The 16,373-nt window shown below is 73.5% G+C and carries 13 protein-coding genes; 9 read left to right on the forward strand and 4 right to left on the reverse strand.

From position 1 onward, the window contains the following. The first annotated feature begins 24 nt into the window (after positions 1-24). Complete coding sequence (locus BM051_RS19740) at positions 25-891, forward strand: alpha/beta fold hydrolase (protein ID WP_243859674.1); 867 nt, start codon at positions 25-27, stop codon at positions 889-891. On the opposite strand, the gene BM051_RS19745 is transcribed toward BM051_RS19740, so the two are convergent. The 4 genes from BM051_RS19745 to BM051_RS19760 all read right to left on the reverse strand — a co-directional run bounded on the left by BM051_RS19745 (position 869) and on the right by BM051_RS19760 (position 5,556). Further along, positions 869-1,666 carry an ABC transporter ATP-binding protein gene (locus BM051_RS19745; protein WP_092532415.1) on the reverse strand — a complete coding sequence of 266 codons (798 nt, stop codon included), beginning with the start codon at positions 1,664-1,666 and terminating at the stop codon, positions 869-871. The genes BM051_RS19740 and BM051_RS19745 overlap by 23 nt on opposite strands. Before the next feature lie 74 nt (positions 1,667-1,740). Further along, positions 1,741-2,835, reverse strand: coding sequence for a FecCD family ABC transporter permease (locus tag BM051_RS19750; RefSeq protein ID WP_243859657.1), 1,095 nt, complete (start codon positions 2,833-2,835; stop codon positions 1,741-1,743). Further along, on the reverse strand, positions 2,832-3,887 hold the full coding sequence (locus BM051_RS19755) for a FecCD family ABC transporter permease (protein ID WP_092532418.1): 1,056 nt from the start codon (positions 3,885-3,887) through the stop codon (positions 2,832-2,834). Before BM051_RS19755 ends, BM051_RS19750 begins: the two co-directional genes overlap by 4 nt. Before the next feature lie 1,432 nt (positions 3,888-5,319). Then, on the reverse strand, positions 5,320-5,556 hold the full coding sequence (locus BM051_RS19760) for a TetR family transcriptional regulator C-terminal domain-containing protein (protein ID WP_243859658.1): 237 nt from the start codon (positions 5,554-5,556) through the stop codon (positions 5,320-5,322). 38 nt (positions 5,557-5,594) lie between these two features. On the opposite strand from BM051_RS19760, the gene BM051_RS19765 reads away from it, so the two are divergent. From BM051_RS19765 to cydC, 8 genes are all read left to right on the forward strand, one after another. After that, positions 5,595-6,476 carry an ABC transporter ATP-binding protein gene (locus BM051_RS19765; RefSeq protein ID WP_243859659.1) on the forward strand — a complete coding sequence of 294 codons (882 nt, stop codon included), beginning with the start codon at positions 5,595-5,597 and terminating at the stop codon, positions 6,474-6,476. A gap of 306 nt (positions 6,477-6,782) precedes the next feature. Next, entirely contained in the window at positions 6,783-9,077 is a 2,295-nt protein-coding gene (locus tag BM051_RS19770; RefSeq protein ID WP_092532421.1) for a xanthine dehydrogenase family protein molybdopterin-binding subunit, read from the forward strand. Between the two features lie 20 nt (positions 9,078-9,097). Next, positions 9,098-9,571 (forward strand): (2Fe-2S)-binding protein, encoded by a 474-nt coding sequence (locus tag BM051_RS19775; RefSeq protein WP_092532424.1) that lies wholly within the window; start codon positions 9,098-9,100, stop codon positions 9,569-9,571. Between the two features lie 143 nt (positions 9,572-9,714). Beyond that, positions 9,715-10,434 carry a TetR/AcrR family transcriptional regulator gene (locus BM051_RS19780; protein ID WP_092532427.1) on the forward strand — a complete coding sequence of 240 codons (720 nt, stop codon included), beginning with the start codon at positions 9,715-9,717 and terminating at the stop codon, positions 10,432-10,434. Between the two features lie 58 nt (positions 10,435-10,492). After that, on the forward strand, positions 10,493-11,755 hold the full coding sequence (locus BM051_RS19785) for a cytochrome ubiquinol oxidase subunit I (protein WP_092532430.1): 1,263 nt from the start codon (positions 10,493-10,495) through the stop codon (positions 11,753-11,755). Positions 11,756-11,767: 12 nt separating this feature from the next. Next, positions 11,768-12,544: a cytochrome d ubiquinol oxidase subunit II gene (locus BM051_RS19790; protein ID WP_092532999.1), complete on the forward strand. Its 777-nt coding sequence runs from the start codon at positions 11,768-11,770 to the stop codon at positions 12,542-12,544. Then, on the forward strand, positions 12,541-14,142 hold the full coding sequence (cydD, locus tag BM051_RS19795; RefSeq protein ID WP_092532433.1) for a thiol reductant ABC exporter subunit CydD: 1,602 nt from the start codon (positions 12,541-12,543) through the stop codon (positions 14,140-14,142). The genes BM051_RS19790 and cydD overlap by 4 nt, the downstream gene beginning before the upstream one ends. A 298-nt stretch (positions 14,143-14,440) precedes the next feature. Beyond that, a complete protein-coding gene (gene cydC / locus BM051_RS19800) occupies positions 14,441-16,126 on the forward strand; it encodes a thiol reductant ABC exporter subunit CydC (RefSeq protein WP_166677769.1) in 1,686 nt (561 codons plus the stop codon). The last annotated feature ends 247 nt before the right edge of the window (positions 16,127-16,373 follow it).

Raw genomic sequence — 16,373 nt, forward strand, 5'->3', positions numbered from 1 at the left:
GTTAGAGGAGGTCCGATCGTGGAGATGGCGACCGCACGGGTCAACGGGATCCGGATGCACTACCGCAGGGCGGGCGAGGGGCCACCGGTGGTGTTGCTGCACGGCTGGCCGCAGACCGGGCACTGCTGGCGCAAGGTGGTCGAGTCGCTGGCCCGCGAGCACACCGTGGTGGTGCCGGACCTGCGCGGCTACGGGCTCACCGACAAGCCGCGGGACGGCTACGACAAGCGCACCATGGCCGCCGACCTCGCCGAACTGGTCACGACGCTCGGGTTCGAAGCGGTGAGCGTGGTCGGGCACGACCGCGGCGGGCGGGTCGGCCACCGCTGGGCGCTCGACCGGCCCGACCAGGTGAGCCGGCTGGCCGTGCTGGACATCATCCCGACCAGGGAGACGTGGCGGCGGATGGACAGCGCGTTCGGCCGGGCGTACTGGCACTGGCTGTTCCACCTGCAGCCGGACCTGCCGGAGCGGCTGGCCGGCCGGGACGTCGCGGGATACCTCGGCTACTTCTTCGAGCGCTGGACCCACCAGCGGCACGGGCTGGAGCCGGACGCCGTCGCCGAGTACGTCCGGGCGTTCTCCGCGCCGGGGGCGTTGCGCGCCGGGTTCGACGACTACCGCGCCTCCTTCCCCACCGACGCCGCGCACGACGACGCCGACGCGGCCGCGGGTCGCGTGCTGGACATCCCGGTGCTCGCGCTGTGGGGCGCCGAGGGTCTGCTCGGGACGGCGCTCGACGTGATGGAGGTGTGGCGGCCCTACGCGCCACGGGTCACCGGCGCCGCCGTCGACCACTGTGGACACTTCCTGGCCGAGGAGCGGCCGGACGCGGTCCTCGCGCGGCTACGGCCGTTCCTCGGCGCGGTCAGTCCCTCAGGTGCGCGCTGATCGGCACGACCAGTGGGGTGCCGGCCACCGGGTCGGGCAACACCTTGGCGTCCAGGTTGAAGACCTCGGCCAGCAGGTCCTCGGTGAGCACGTCTCCGGGCGCGCCGCGCGCCACCACCCTGCCGTCCCGCATCGCCACCAGCGTGTCCGCGTAGCGGGCGGCCAGGTTGAGGTCGTGCAGCACCATCACCACGGTGGTGCCACGCTCGGTGTGCAACCGGTGCACGAGGTCGAGCACGTCCACCTGGTGCGCGAGGTCGAGGTAGGTGATCGGCTCGTCCAGCAGGAGCAGTGAGGTGTCCTGGGCCAGCGTCATGGAGATCCACGCCCGCTGCCGCTGCCCACCGGAGAGATGGTCCACCAGCCGGTCGGCGTGCTCGTCCATCCCGGTCAGCCGCAGCGCGTGGCCGACCGCGTCCTCGTCGGCCGCCGACCACTGCCGGTACCAACGCTGGTGCGGGTGCCGGCCGCGGGTCACCAGATCGGCCACGGTGAGCCCCTCCGGCGCGGTCGGCGCCTGCGGCAACAGGCCGACGATCGTGGCGACCTCCTTCGTGGGCAGCCGGTCGATCCGCTTGCCGTCCAGCAGCACGGCGCCCGACCGCGGGGCGAGCAGCCGACCCAGCGCGCGCAGCAGGGTCGACTTGCCGCACCCGTTCGGCCCGATGATCACCGTGACCGAGCCGTCGAGGATGTCCAGGTCGAGCCCGTCGACCACGACGTGCTCGCCGTAGCCGAGCCGGACACCGTCCGCCCGCAGCCGAGTTGACCTCACGCCCCCTCCTCGCTGGCGCTCGGCGGCGGCGCTCGCCCAGCCTGCTGGCTTGGATGGTTCGCTCACAGGCTCGCTCACACCCGCACCTTCCGCCGGGTTCGCACGAACAGGTAGATCAGGTAGGGGGCGCCGAGGATCGCGGTGAGCACCCCCACCGGGAGGTCGGCCGCGCCGGGGGCCTGGCGGACGGCCAGGTCGGCGCCGACCGTGAGCAGCGCGCCGAGCACCAGCGAGCCGACCAGCGGCGGCTGCGCTGTGCGGGCCAGCCGCAGCGCGATCTGCGGGGTGGCCAGCGCGACGAACGTGATCGGGCCGGCCGCGGCGGTGGCGACGGCGGCCAGCCCCGCGGCGAGCAGCAGCAGCGTGCCGCGCGCGGCGTCGACCCGGATGCCCAACCCGCGCGCGGTCTCGTCGCCGAACTGCAACCCGCCGATGGTGTGCGCGCAGAGCAACGTGGCCGGCACGAGCAGCGCCAGCGCGAGCGCGACCGGGCCGACCGACTCCCAGCCGACGTTGCCCAGGTTGCCGACGATCCACGTGGTGGCCCGGGTGGCGTCGTCCACATCGCCGACGGTGAGCAGCCAGTAGACGAGGTTGTAGCCCACCGCGGCGAGGCCGATCCCGATGAGCACCATGCGGAAGCCGTCGATGCCGCGCCGCCAGGACAGCAGGTAGAGCAGCAGCCCGGCGAGCAGACCACCGGCGAGGCCGGCCAGCGGCACACCGAGGCTGGCCGCGACGCCGCTGACCTGCCCGCGGTAGCCGCCGACGACGATCACCGTGACCGCGCCGACCCCGGCGCCCCAGGTGATGCCGAGGATGTCCGGGCTGGCCAACGGGTTGCGGGCGATGGTCTGGAAGATCGCGCCGGCGAGGCCGAGCGCGGCGCCGACCAGGATGCCGGTGAGCGTGCGCGGCAGCCGCAGGTCGAACACGATGCCGGTCTCCCGGCGGTCGCCGCCGCCGGCGAGGGTGCGCAGCACGTCGATCACGTCGAGGTGGGCGCTGCCGAGCCCGATGTTCAGCGCCGCGACCAGCACCAGCAGCACCAGCCCGACCAGCGGCACGGCCACCACCCGGGGCCGGAAGGTCGCGGCGAACGGGCCGAGCCGCACGGCCTTGCGGCCGGGCAGTGTGGTGACGTCGCGGGCGATGTCGCGGGTGCTCACAGCCCGGCCAACCCCCTCCGCCGGACCAGGTGGATGAACACCGGCGCGCCGAGCAGCGCGAGCATGACGCCGACCTCGAAGGTGTCGCCGGAGACCAGCCGGCCGAGCACGTCGGCGAGCAGCAGCAGGACGGCGCCGAGCAGCGCGGCGAACGGCACCAGCCAGCGGTAGTCCGGGCCGGTGAGGGCACGGGCGACGTGCGGAACGATCAGGCCGAGGAACGCGATGGGACCGCACGCGGCGACGGCCGCGCCGGTGAGCATGGTGATCGCCAGCACGCCGACGATCCGGGTGCGGCGGACGTGCTGGCCGAGCGAGGTGGCGACGTCCTCGCCGAGGGACAGGGTGTTCAGCCCCGGGGTGTTGAGCACCGCGAGGAGCAGCCCGAGGATGAGGAACGGGGCGATCTGGCCGGCGATGGCGGCGTCCCGGCCGGCGATCGAGCCGACGTGCCAGAACCGGTAGGCCTCCATGCCCTGCCGGTTGCCGAGCACGATCGCCGAGATGATGCCGTAGAGCAGGGCGCTGACCGCGGCGCCGGCCAGCGCGAGGGTGACCGGGGTGGCGCCGTGGCCGCCGACCGCTCCGAGCAGGAACACCACGACCGCGGCGACCAGCGCACCGGCGAAACCGAACCAGATGAACGCGGACAGGTCGGACACCCCGAAGACGACGACCGACAGCACGATGGCGAACGCCGCGCCCTGGTTGACGCCGAGCAGTCCGGGGTCGGCGATGGGGTTGCGGGTGTGGCCCTGCATGAGCGCGCCGGCCGCGCCGAGGGCGATGCCGACCAGGATGCCGAGGACCGTGCGCGGGACGCGGAGCGCGCGCACGACGATGTCCTCCTCGGTGCCGGTGGGGTGGACGAGCGCATCCCACACGGCGGCCGGCGCGATCGGCCGCGCGCCGAAGGCCAGGCTCAGCCCCGCGGCGACCAGGAGGGCGAGCAGCAGGACCAGCAGCAGCCCGGCACGGCGGCGCCGGACGGGCCCCGGCCGGCCGGTCCGCCCGCACCGCGGGCTGGTTCGACTGGCGAGGGTCACGGTCATTAGGGCAGCCTAACCGCACCTTTGGCGCAAATCCCCATGTGGGTGACACGTGCCGCTGCGGTGGTTGCCGACGGTGGTTGCTGCGGCGTTCGCTGTGGTGCAAGCTGCGGCGGCCCGGTGTGGCGTCCATGGCGTCCGGTTTGGCGTCCGCGCCTCGCGCCCACCCTCCCAGCCGCGTGGCGGCTGCCGCGCCCTGCCCTCCTGTCCGTGCCCTCGCGCGCCCGAACCAACGACTCCCGCCACGTCGCGATCACCTGACCCCGGCGCTTCCCCCAAACGGATACACCTTGGAACGAACGGAGCCGCCGGTCCCGCAAAACGCCCCGAGTTGTCCACAGTTTCCCGAACCCCCTTCCCCACGCCCCGACCAGCAGTAAGCTGGAAGCGGGGCCGGTCCCCCGGAGCGGGTGGGGGCTGCGCTGAAGGGTTCTCCGCGAGCGTCGACATTGCTCGCGCGAAATTCGAGTCTCGCTCGCACCTGTGGTCCTGATTCCCGCCCCCTGGCTCGGCTACTGTCCCGCAACCAGGCTTCCATCCCCAACCAGCCGATTCGCTGCCAACCCCAGCTCCCCACCACGTCCCGACCAGTCGCCCCCCGGCAATTCCACCTAACGGGTAGACCTCGCAGCGAACGGAGCCGCCGGTCCCGCGAAGAACCCCGAGTTGTCCACAGTTTCCCGAACCCCCTTCCCCACGCCCCGACCAGCAGTAAGCTGGAAGCGGGGCCGGTCCCCCGGAGCGGGTGGGGGCTGCGCTGAAGGGTTCTCCGCGAGCGTCGACATTGCTCGCGCGAAATTCGAGTTTCGCTCGCGCTGGTTCGAGTCTGCCCGCGCTGGTTCAAGTCTGATCGTGCTGGTTCCAGGCTGCTCGCGCGAGGTTTGGGGTTGCTCGCGCTGGTTCGGGGTTTGCTCGCGCTGGTTCGGGATTCGCTCGCGCTGGTTCGGGATTCGCTCGCGCTGGTTTGGGTTTGCTCGCGCTGGTTCGGGATTCGCTCGCGCTGGTCCGGGTTTGCTCGCGCTGGTTCGAGTTACTCGCGAGGTTTGCTCTTCCTCGTGGGAGGTTCGGTCGCGGGATTGCCTTCTTGTTCGGGCGTGCTTCGAGCTCGCGAGTGTTGGCACTGGCGAGCCGTTGCGTCGGTTGCGAGGCACGCCTGGCTCCAGCCCCGCGCTCGAGACTCGCGCTCGAGACCCGCCCTCCAGGCCCACACGTTTCAGCGCCTCGCCGCGGTGATCGACCGGCTCGGCGGCTGGCTGGCGACGTGCCCGCCATGGAGAAGCCACCGAGCGAGCGGGTGCCCGACTGATTCGCCCGACGGCTCGTCCACCCCGCCGGCATTCCCCCGGAGAAGGTCGCGGCGCTCGACCTGGAGCAAGCCGTCGACCTCTGGACGGCGTACGCCAACACTCCCCGACGAGGCAGCTAGGGGTACTGCTCAGTCAGCGAAGTGGTGCACAACCATCTCGATCAGTTCGGCGACGTCGGCGTCCACCATGGGCGCACCGGTCATGCCCATCCGGTGGAGCAAGGTTCCGACGACGATGTCGATGAGGAGCAGGACCCGGTCTTCCGGCTCCCCCAACACGTCCTGGAGCGCACGCAGATAGGGCGCCTGCAACCGCGTGGCCAGGATCTCGCGCAGGGCCGGATCGCCGATGGCGTCGACGAACACACCGGCGAATCGGTGCGGCCGAGATCCTGGCGATTCTGGTGCTGGCCGCCCGCTGCGCGGATCCGCTGCTGTCGCTGGCGGATATCGGCGGCCAGCTGCGCGGCGCACGTGCCGAATTGGCACGACTCGACACGGTGTTGCGCACCGAGCCGCTGCCGGAACCGCGCGAACCGGTGCGGCCGGAACACCATGGCCTGGAATTCGATCCCGTCGCCTTCCAGCACGGCGACCGCACGGTGCTGGACGGCGTGTCATTGTCCATCCCGGAGGGGCGACGGCTTGCGGTGGTCGGACCGTCGGGTGTGGGTAAGAGCACCCTGCTCCAGTTGCTCGCGCGGTTCCACGACGTGGACGCGGGCGCGGTGCGCGTGGGCGGCGTGGACGTCCGTGCGATCGACACCGAGGCGCTGATGGCGCGGATCGCCATCGTCTTCCAGGAGGTCTATCTCTTCGACGGCACGATCGAGGAGAACGTGCGGGTCGGCCGTCCCGACGCGGGCGTCGCCGAGGTGCGGGCGGCGGCGACCGCGGCACGCCTGGACGAGGTGGTCGAGCGACTGCCCCGCGGATGGGCCACGAATGTCGGCGAGGGCGGCGCGCTGCTGTCAGGTGGTGAGCGCCAACGTGTCTCGATCGCGCGGGCACTGCTGAAGAACGCGCCCATCGTGCTGCTGGACGAGGTGACCTCCGCACTGGATCCGGTGAACGAGGCCGCCGTTCACGACGGCATCGAGCGCCTGATGGCGGGCCGAACCGTGGTGATGGTGGCGCACCGGATGCGCACCGTCCAACGCGCCGATCGCGTCGCCTTCCTGGACGGCGGCCGGATCGTGGAGGAAGGCAGCCACGACGAGTTGCTTCGCCGCGGCGACCGCTACGCCGACCTCTGGCACGCGTCCATGACACCGGTAGCGAGATGAGCCGCCAGGTCGTGTTCACCAGTCCTGAGATCGGAGGTAGTCGCGGAGGCGCGCGGAGCATCCGGCACAACCACCGGATCCGCGGACTGGGCAGTTCGCCCAAGCTGGACCGAAGGGCACGAGAGGTACACCCGAACGGGTGCATTGGCGCGCTAGACCGTACGCGTGGTCAGCATTAGTGTGACCGCGATAACAGGTTAATGATCACTTGCGCAACGCCCGCGGGCGGCCGCGGTGATCCTGGCCTGTGCTCCCGCCCCTCGTTCGGACGGAGCACGTCCCCTGCCCCGAACTGACGGAGTCCCGATGGCCCAGCCCCCGATCACCTGGCCCACCACCGAGCCGGACCCGGAACCCACCGACCCAGCCACCGAGCCGGCCACCGAACGCGCCGAGCCCGCCCCGCCCGGCCTCGGCCGGCGCCGGTTCCTCACCTACCTGGTCGCCGCGCCGACCCTGACCGTCGCCGCCCGGCTGGCCGGAGCCGGTGAGGGCACCGCGGCCGCCCAGGTGCCCAGCCCGCCGGGCGTACCGGACATCGTCGACCTCGGTGACGCGCTCATCCTCGCCGCCGCCCCGACGGCGCACCTGCTCCGACTGGAGATCACCGAGGACAACCGGGCCCGGCTGGAGCTGCCCCGCGCCGAGGTCGGCCAGGGCATCACCACCGCGGTGGCCATGCTGGTCGCCGAGGAGCTGGACATCCCGCTCGGCAACGTCGAGGTCCCGCTCGCCGATGCCCGCTCCGAGCTGCTGTTCAACCAGCTCACCGGCGGCTCCAACAGCATCCGCTCGCTCTACACGCCGGTCCGCAACGTCGCCGCCGTGGCGCGGGCCCGGCTGCTGACCGCCGCCGGCGAGCGGTGGAACGTGCCGACCGACCGGCTCACCGCCCGCGACGGTCACGTGGTCGCCCCGGACGGCCGACGCGCCGCCTTCGGCGAGCTGTCGGCCGCCGCCGCGCGACTGCCGCGGCAGAGCACCACCGCCCGCCCGAAGCCCGAGTCCCAGCACAAGCTCGTCGGCACCCCGGTGTCCCGAACGGACGCCAGGGCGATGGTCACCGGCCAGCACAAGTACACCGTCGACCTCGCCGTGCCCGGCGCGCTGCCCACGATGGTCCGCCGGCCACCGACCATCAACGGCACGGTCGAGGCCGTGCGCAACGCAGCCGCCGTGCGAGCCATGCCGGGCGTGGTCGACCTCGCGGTGGTCCCCACCGGGGTCGCCGTGGTCGCCGAGACGTTCGGCCAGGCACTGGACGCCAAGACCGCGTTGGAGGTCTCCTGGAACCCCGGCACCGTCGACGGGCTGTCCGATGAGGACATCGCCGAGAAGCTCCGCGCGGCCACGCCACCGTTCACCGTGCCGCCCGTGCTCGTCGATCACGTCGACGCCGAGTTCGACTTCGCCTTCGTCAGCCACGCCCCGCTGGAGACCAACTCGGCGGTCGCCGACGTCCGCGCCGACCGCGCCGAGATCTGGGCCGGGCTGAAGTCGCCGATCGTGGCCAAGCAGACCATCGCCAGGGAGCTCGGCCTTCCGGAGAACAAGGTCACCGTGCACGTGATGCCCGGCGGCGGCTCGTTCGGCCGCCGACTGTTCTTCGACGCCGCCCTGGAGGCCGCGCGCATCTCCAAGGCGGTCGGCCGGCCGGTGAAGCTCATGTGGTCGCGGATCGACGACATGCGGCACGGCCGCGCCCGCCCGCGCACCCACCACAAGCTGCGCGCCACCTTCGCGCTCGGCAACGTGCTGTCCTACGAGCACCGCGTCGCGGCCGTGGAGACCGACTTCCGGCACGGCCTCGGCGAGATCCTCACCGCCACCGCCGCGCACCTGCCGGTGGCCGGCAACCTTGGCTTCGCGCAGACGGTGTTCACGCTGACCGAGAAGGTGCCCTACAACTTCGGCGTCGTCACCGAGCTGCTCAACGAGGTCCCGCTGCGGATGCACACCGGCAGCTGGCGCTCCGTCTACTCCGGAACGGTGCGCACCGCCGAGGAGATCCTGGTCGACGAGATCGCCGCGAAGCTCGGCGAGGACCCGGTGGCGTTCCGCGGGAAGGCGCTCAAGACCGACCGGCAGCGCGCCGTGCTCGACAAGGTCGCCACCGAGGGGAACTGGGGACGCGCGATGCCCGCCGGGCACGCCCAGGGCGTCGCGTTCCACGAGGAGTACAAGTCGTGCGTCGCCTGCCTCGTGGAGATCGACGCCCGCGACCCGAAGCGGTCGAGGGTCACCAAGGCGGTGATCGCGGCGGACGTCGGCCGGCCGATCAACCCGCGCGGCCTGGAGGCCCAGCTGCTCGGTTGCCTCACCGACGGCATCGCCACCGTGCTCCGCGCCGGGCTGCACATCGACGACGGCCTGCCGCTGGAGGGCAGCTACTCGCAGTTCCACTACGCGCGGCAGAAGGACTCGCCGCGCGACGTGCGGATCTTCGTGCTGCCGGCCAGCGGCGAGCCGGGTGGCGCCGGCGAGCTGGGGGTGCCGGCCGCGGCCGGTGCCGTCGCCAACGCCTACGCCCGTGCCACCGGAAGCACACCGCGCCGGTTCCCGATCAACTTCGACGTCGACTTCGACCCGTTCCCGCGCTGACGCCCGCCAGGAGACGCCCCATGCCCCAGTACACCTTCACCGTGAACGGCAAGACCGTCACCGTCGACGCCCCCGCCGACCTGCCCCTGCTGTGGGTGCTGCGGGACAAGCTCGGCATCACCGGGCCGAAGTACGGCTGCGGGATCAACGTCTGCAAGGCCTGCACCAGCCACCTCGACGGCGAGGCGGTCAACCCGTGCGTGGTGCCGGTGGCCGAGGCCGCCGGCCGCGAGGTCACCACCATCGAGGGGCTCGCCGACGGCGACGAGCTGCACCCGGTGCAGCAGGCGTGGCTGGAGCTGGACGTGCCGCAATGTGGGTACTGCCAGCCAGGGCAGATCATGGCCACCGTCGCGCTGCTGCGGCGCAACCCCGACCCGACGGACGAGGAGATCGACGCCATCGAGAACGTCTGCCGCTGCGGGACGTACTTCCGCATCCGGGAGGCGATCAAGCGGGCGGCCCGCGCGGGCAGCGCCGGAAGGACCGGGTAACCCGACCCGGTGTCCGCGGGTGATCGCGCGCACCCGTCCCGCTACGGTGGCCCCGGGAGCAGCCGCTTCCGGGGCCACCGACAGGAGAGGCAGGGCGAGATGGACGGCAGCGCCGCCGGCACGTCGTACCCGGCGAGGGTGCCATGAGCAGCCCCCGGCCACGCCGGCCGACCGCGGGCAAGTCGCCGGCGATCCTGGAGACGTTCACCCGCTACGTCGCCGAGCGCGGCTACGACGGCACGAACTTCGGCGACATCGCCGACGAGCTGGGCATCTCCAAGGGCACGATCGTGCACCACTACGGGACGAAGGACCAGCTGCTGGCCGCGCTGCACGAGTCTTACATGCACCGCCGGCTGAACGAGGCGCGGCTGATCGTCCGCCGGCTGCCCAGCCCGGCCGCCCGGCTGGCCGGGCTGCTCTTCGCGTTCATGCTCTACCAGGTGCACGACCGCGCCGCCACGGTCGCGTTCCAGCGGGAGATCGCCCGGCTGGCCCGGCACCAGGCGCTCGCCGAGGGGGTGAAGCTGCGCGCGGAGTACTTCGAGCTCGTCCAGTCGGTGTTGCGCGACGGCATCGCCCGCGGCGAGTTCCGGGAGTGCGACCCACGGCTGCGGAGCCTGCTGTTCTTCGGCTCGGCGCACTGGGCGTGGACGTGGTTCGACCCCAACGGCAGCGACACCGCCGAGCGGGTCGGCGCGAACCTGGTGGACATGGTGTTGGGCGGCCTGCTGGTCGACCGGTCCGAGTTGCCCGCGCTCACCGCGCTGGACGGGCCGGTGCTGGGCACGGTGCGCGAGTGCCTGGCCGCGACGTCGACCGTGGTGGTAGATCCGGCGGAGCTGACGCAACCGGCGGGGTAGCCGGAGAGCCCACCGGAGGCCGACGACACCGGGGCGGTCCCGCGGCGACGATTCCACCGTGGACGCCACGCTCGACCTCGCCCGCCTGCAGTTCGCGCTGACCGCGGGCGCGCACTTCCTGTTCGTCGCGCTGACCCTGGGGCTGGCCACGGTGGTGGCCTGCCTGCAGACCAGGGCGACGTTCAGCGGGAACCCCGCGCACCGGCGCATGGTGCGCTTCTGGGGGCAGCTCTACGTGATCAACTACGCGGTGGGGATCGTCACCGGGCTGGTCATGGAGTTCCAGTTCGGACTGAGCTGGAGCGGGCTGACCCGGGTCGCCGGGAACGTGTTCGGCGCCGCGCTGGCGATGGAGACGCTGGTGGCGTTCTTCGTCGAGTCCACCTTCCTCGGGTTGTGGATCTTCGGCTGGGACCGGTTGAATCGCTGGGCCCACCTCGCGGTGATCTGGGTGGTCACGCTCACCGCCTACGCCTCGGCGCTGTGGATCCTCGTCGCCAACGGGTTCCTACAGAACCCGGTGGGCTACCGCCGGGACGCCGACGGCCTGCGGCTCACCGACGCGGCCGCCGTGCTGACCAACCCGAGCGCGCTCACCGCGTTCTTCCACATCCTCGCCGCTGCGCTGCTCACCGCGGGCGTGTTCCTCGCCGGGGTGAGCGCCTACCACCTGTTCCGGCGCACCGCCGACACCGCGTTCTACACGTCGTCGCTGCGGATCGGGGTGTTCCTGGCGTTGCCCGCCGCGTTCCTCACCGCGGTCAGCGGCGGGGTGCAGTTCGGCGTGGTCGCGGACGCCCAGCCGATGAAGATCGCCGCGTTCTCCGGCGACAGCGCCGAGATGGCCCGGCTGCGGGCGGAGCTGACCGCGCGCTTCGGGCCCGGCGACTACGCACCGCCGGAGTGGGCGCGCACCGCGGGCGTGTGGATGTTCGCGCTGTTCGGGTTGCTGCTGTTCCTGCTGCTGGGCAGTGCGCTGCTGGCCGCGTCGAAGCGGGTGGTACGGGGGTTCCGGCTGTGGCACCTGGCGTTGATGGCCGCGGTCCCGCTGCCGTTCGCGGCGATGATCGCCGGTTGGCTGTTCCGCGAGGGCGGCCGGCAGCCGTGGGTGATCTACGAGGTGCTGACCACCGCGGACGCGGTGTCGCCCGTGTCGCCCGGCGCCATGCGCGCGTCGCTGGTCACGTTCACCGCGCTGTTCGGCGTGCTGATCGCGGTGAACTACTGGCTGCTGGCCCGCGCCGCGGCCCGCGGCCCGGACGCCGTGGCCCTCGGCCGCCCCGCGGAGGAGCCGCGGCCGGAACCCGCCGCGACGTACTGAAGGAGGGTGTTCGTGGAGATCCTGGCCGTGGCCGTGCTGGGCCTGTTCGCGGTCGGCTGGTTCGTGCTCGGCGGCGCCGACATCGGCGTCGGCATGGTGTACCCGTACCTCGGCCGTACCGCGACGCAGCGCCGGCTGGTGCTCGCCGCGATCGGCCCGTTCTTCCTCGCCAACGAGGTGTGGCTGCTGGCCACGGCCGGCGTGCTGGTGGGGGCGTTCCCGGCGCTGGAGGCCGAACTGTTCCACGGGCTGTTCCCGGCGATCGTCGCGCTGCTGGTCGGGTGGGTGGGCCGGGACATGGGGCTGTGGCTGCGCGGTCGGGGCGCCAGCCGGGTGTGGCACGGCCTGTGCGACGTCGCGATCACCGGGGGGAGTTGGGTGGTGGCGCTGTCCTGGGGGTGGATGTTCGCCGGGCTGCTCGCCGGGAATGTCGGGGCGCCGCCCGGCGGGGTCGCGGTCCCGCTGGTGGCGGCGGTGGTCGCGGTGCTCTTCGCCGGGCACGGGCTCTCGTTCGCGGCGCTGCGGCTGACCGGCGCGCCGCGCGCACGGGCCATCCGCCCCATCGGGCGCTGGAGCGAGCGGCGCACGTTCGCGTTGACCGCGCTGGTGATCGCCGTGCCACCGGTGGTGGCCGGGCTGCGGTTGCCGCTGACCACGTCGGCGGCCGACCCGGCGACGTTGACCCTGCTCGTGCCGGCGTTGCTCGTGCTGGTCCCGTTCGTGCTGGGCGCGCAGGGGTGGGTGTGGTGGACGTTCCGCCACCGGGTCACGAAGCCGAGCTACCTGTGACCGCGGTGCTGCCCCGGGCCACCACGGTCGGGTTCGCGCTGCTGGCGCTGCCGAGGGCCGGGTTGCTCGTCGCGCAGGCGACCCTGCTGGCCACGGTGGTCGCCCGGCTCGACCCGGCGCCGCTGCCGTGGCTGGCCGGCGTCGTCGCGGCACGGGCCGGGGTCGAGGGGCTGACCGAGTGGGTCGCCCGGCGCGGTGCGGTGGCGGCGAAGGCGCGGCTGCGCGGTCGGCTGCTCGCCGCCGCGGCCGGGGCGGAGCGGGGCGGCGCGTTCGGCACGCTGCTCGGGCGCGGGCTGGACGCCCTCGACCCCTACCTCGCCGGGTACCTGCCGCAGCGAGTGGCGGCCGCGGTGACCACGCCGGTGGTGCTGGTCGCGCTGACGGTGCACGACCCGCCGTCGGCGCTGGTGGTGGCCGTGACGCTGCCGCTGGTGCCGGTGTTCGGCGCGCTGGTCGGTGCGCGGACCCGCGACCTCACCCGGCACCAGTGGGCGCGGTTGGAGCGGCTCGGCGGGCACTTCCGGGACGTGCTGGTCGGGCTGCCGACGCTGCGCGCGTTCGGCCGCGCCGAGCACCAGGCGGGCGTGATCCGGCGGATGGCCGAGGCGCACCGGGCGGCGACGATGCGCGCGCTGCGGGTGGCGATGCTGTCGGCGTTCGTGTTGGAGGTGGTCTGCGCGCTGTCGATCGCGCTGGTCGCGGTGCCGGTCGGGTTGCGGCTGCTGGACGGGCGGGTCGGGCTGGCCACGGCGCTGGCCGTGCTGCTGCTGACACCGGAGGCGTTCCTGCCGCTGCGGGCATTGGGCAGCCGGTTCCACGCCGCCGCGGAGGGCATGGCGGTGCTGGAGCGGGTGCGCGCGGTGCTGGACCACCCGGCGGTGACCTCGGCACGGCCGGGCGGTGGAGTGACCCGCCGTGGGCCAACGGTCGGGGAGATCCGCCTGGAGGAGGTCACCGTGCGCTACCCCGGCGCCGAGCGACCGGCGCTCGACCGGGTGACGTTGGTGGTGCGGCCCGGGGAGCGGGTGGCGGTCGTCGGGCCGAGCGGCGCGGGCAAGTCGACGTTGCTGGCGGTGCTGCTGGGCCTCGTGGCGCCGACGGGCGGGCGGGTGCTGGTCGACGGCCGGGACCTGCGGGAGCTGGACCTGGCCGCGTGGCGGGAGCGGCTGGCGTGGGTGCCGCAGCGGCCGCACCTTTTCGCGGCGTCGGTGGCGGACAACGTGCGGCTGGGCGCCCCGCACGCGTCCGAAGCCGAGGTGCGGACGGCGGCGCGGGCGGCCCACGCGGACGAGTTCGTCCGCGCGTTGCCGGCCGGCTACGCGACGCGGCTCGGTGAGCGGGGCGCCGGGATGTCGGCGGGCCAGCGGCAACGGATCGCGCTGGCGCGGGCGTACCTGCGGAACGCGCCGGTGGTGTTGCTCGACGAGCCGACCGCGCGGCTGGACCTGGCCGCCGAGGCCGCGGTGGTCGCGGCGGCCGGGCGGTTGCTCGCCGGCCGAACCGCGATCCTGGTCGCCCACCGACCGGCGCTGGTCGAGCTGGCCGACCGAGTCGTGCAACTGGAGAACGGCCGAGTCCACGAGGCGGTGCCGGCATGACACGAACGCCCTCGGGGCGGGATTGCCTCCGCGCCCAGGCGGGCCGGCGGCCACGCACCCACCGCGCCGTGCCGCCGGTGGAGCGTGACGCCCAACCAGTTCGAGCAGGCCAACAGGCGAGGCGGCGCCGGCATGACACGAGGGCATCCACCGGCGGTCGTGGCCCGGCCGGCAGCCCCGGCACCGCGGCCGCGCCCCTCCGCGCGAAAGCGCCGACCGAGCCGCCATCCTGCTCACCCACCAGGCAGCGTCGAGCGATCCCGCGGGAAGCCGGCCGAGGACGTGCGGCGGTGACCGAGTGAGGCGAGCGCGCGTGGTGGCGGTGGTGGCCACGGCCGGGGTCCTGGGTGCGGCGGCCGAGCTGGCCGCGGTGGCGTTGCTGGCGACGGCGGCGTGGCTGCTGGCCCGCGCGGCCGAGCAGCCGCCGCTGGCGTCGCTCGGGTTGGCGATCGTCGGGGTGCGCGCGTTCGCCCTGTCCCGTGGCGGGCTGCGCTACGCCGAGCGGCTCGCCGGGCACGACGCGGCGCTGCGGGTGGTGGCCCGGCTGCGCGAGCGGGTCTTCCTGGCACTGGCCGGGCGGCGGGACGGCCGGGACGGTGACGCGTTGTCCCGCATGGTCGGCGACACCGAGAGCGCGCAGGACCTGGTGCTGCGGTGCCTGCTGCCGGGTGTGTCAGCGGCGGCGGTGGCGGTCGGGGCGAGTGCGCTGTGCTGGCTGCTGTTGCCGGCCGCCGGCGCCGTGCTGCTGGCGGGGCTGGTAGTCGCCGGAATGCTGGTGCCGACGGCGGCGGCGATGGTCGGCGGCCGGCTCGCCGACCGGGTGGCCGCCGCGCGGGGCGAGCTGGCGGTGCGCGGGCTCGACCTCGTCGACGGCGCGCCCGACCTCGCCGCGTTCGGGGCCACCGGCCTCGCCGAGGCACGGGCCGAGCGGACCGTTGCGCGGTTGGTCCGTGCCGAGCGCGTGGCCGGGCGGGTCGGCACGGCGGTGGTCGCGAGTGGTGTGCTCGTGCAGGGACTGACCGCGGTGGGGGTGGCGCTGGTGGCGCTGCGCGCGGAGGTGGGCGAGGTGCTGGTGGCGGTGCTGGCGTTGACCGCGCTGGCCGCGGTGGAGGCCGTGCTCCCGGTGGCCGGGGCGGCGCGGCGATACCGCGAGCTGCGGCCGGCACTGCGCCGGGTGGCCGAGCCGCGGCCGGTGACCGGCGCACCGAGGCCGCGGCCCGGCCGGGCATCCCCGGTCGTCCCGGCTGATGCGAGTCGACCGGCCGGTCTACGGCCGGGCGGCACGGCCGGCCCTGGGCGGGCGGACCGAATCGTGCTGTCCGGGGTGCGGGTGGACTACGGCGGGAGGACCGCGCTGGCCGGAGTGGACCTCGAGGTGGCGGCGGGGCGCGCGGTGGCGGTGGTGGGCGCGAGCGGCGCGGGGAAGAGCACGTTGCTCGGGGTGCTGGCCGGGTTGGTGGAGCCGAGCGCGGGGACCGTGCGGGTGCCGGAGGCGCGGGCGCTGACGCAGGACGCGCACGTGTTCGCGGCGTCGATCCGGGCCAACCTCGCGCTGGCCCGGCCCGGTGCGGGCGACGCGGAGCTCGCGGAGGCGGCGCGGGTGGCCGGCGTCGCGGAGTGGGTCGAGCGGCTGCCCCGCGGCTGGGACACGGTGGTGGGCGAGGGTGGGCAGGGCATGTCCGGCGGGCAACGGCAGCGGTTGCTGCTGGCCCGGGCGCTGCTGGCCGACCCACCGGTGCTGCTGCTGGACGAGCCGACCGAGGGGATGGAGGACGCGCTGGGCACGGAGGTGCTGCGTCGCGTGCTGCGATCCCGCGCCGGACGGACGACGGTGGTGGTGACCCACCGGCTGGCCGACCTGGCCGAGCTCGGCTTCCACGAGGCGCTGGTCCTGGACGCGGGACGCGTCGTCGCTCGAGTGGATTCGTCCATTGTGGGACAATTGGTCGAGGAATCGTCCTCAACACCACAGCTGGAAAGTTGATGACGACGACCATTAGTCAGCCGCGCGATCACAGCGGATCACTCTGCCCGTGACGGCAAGTCCGCGCAATCAGATCTGGCCAAACGTCGATAGCTTCCGCCGCGGCAGCGCGGACGGTGGCACCATCCAGCTCGCAACGAGTCTCTGCTATCTCCTGATCAGGCCACTCAACTACCAAAAAGAACGGCCCACCTGAGGGAAGTGGCTGGAGGTAGATATCGTGGCGAGCATGGAAGGGGTTCCCACT

Origin of the sequence: Amycolatopsis arida (assembly GCF_900115565.1) — a bacterium.
In the GTDB taxonomy this organism is placed as follows: domain Bacteria; phylum Actinomycetota; class Actinomycetes; order Mycobacteriales; family Pseudonocardiaceae; genus Yuhushiella; species Yuhushiella arida.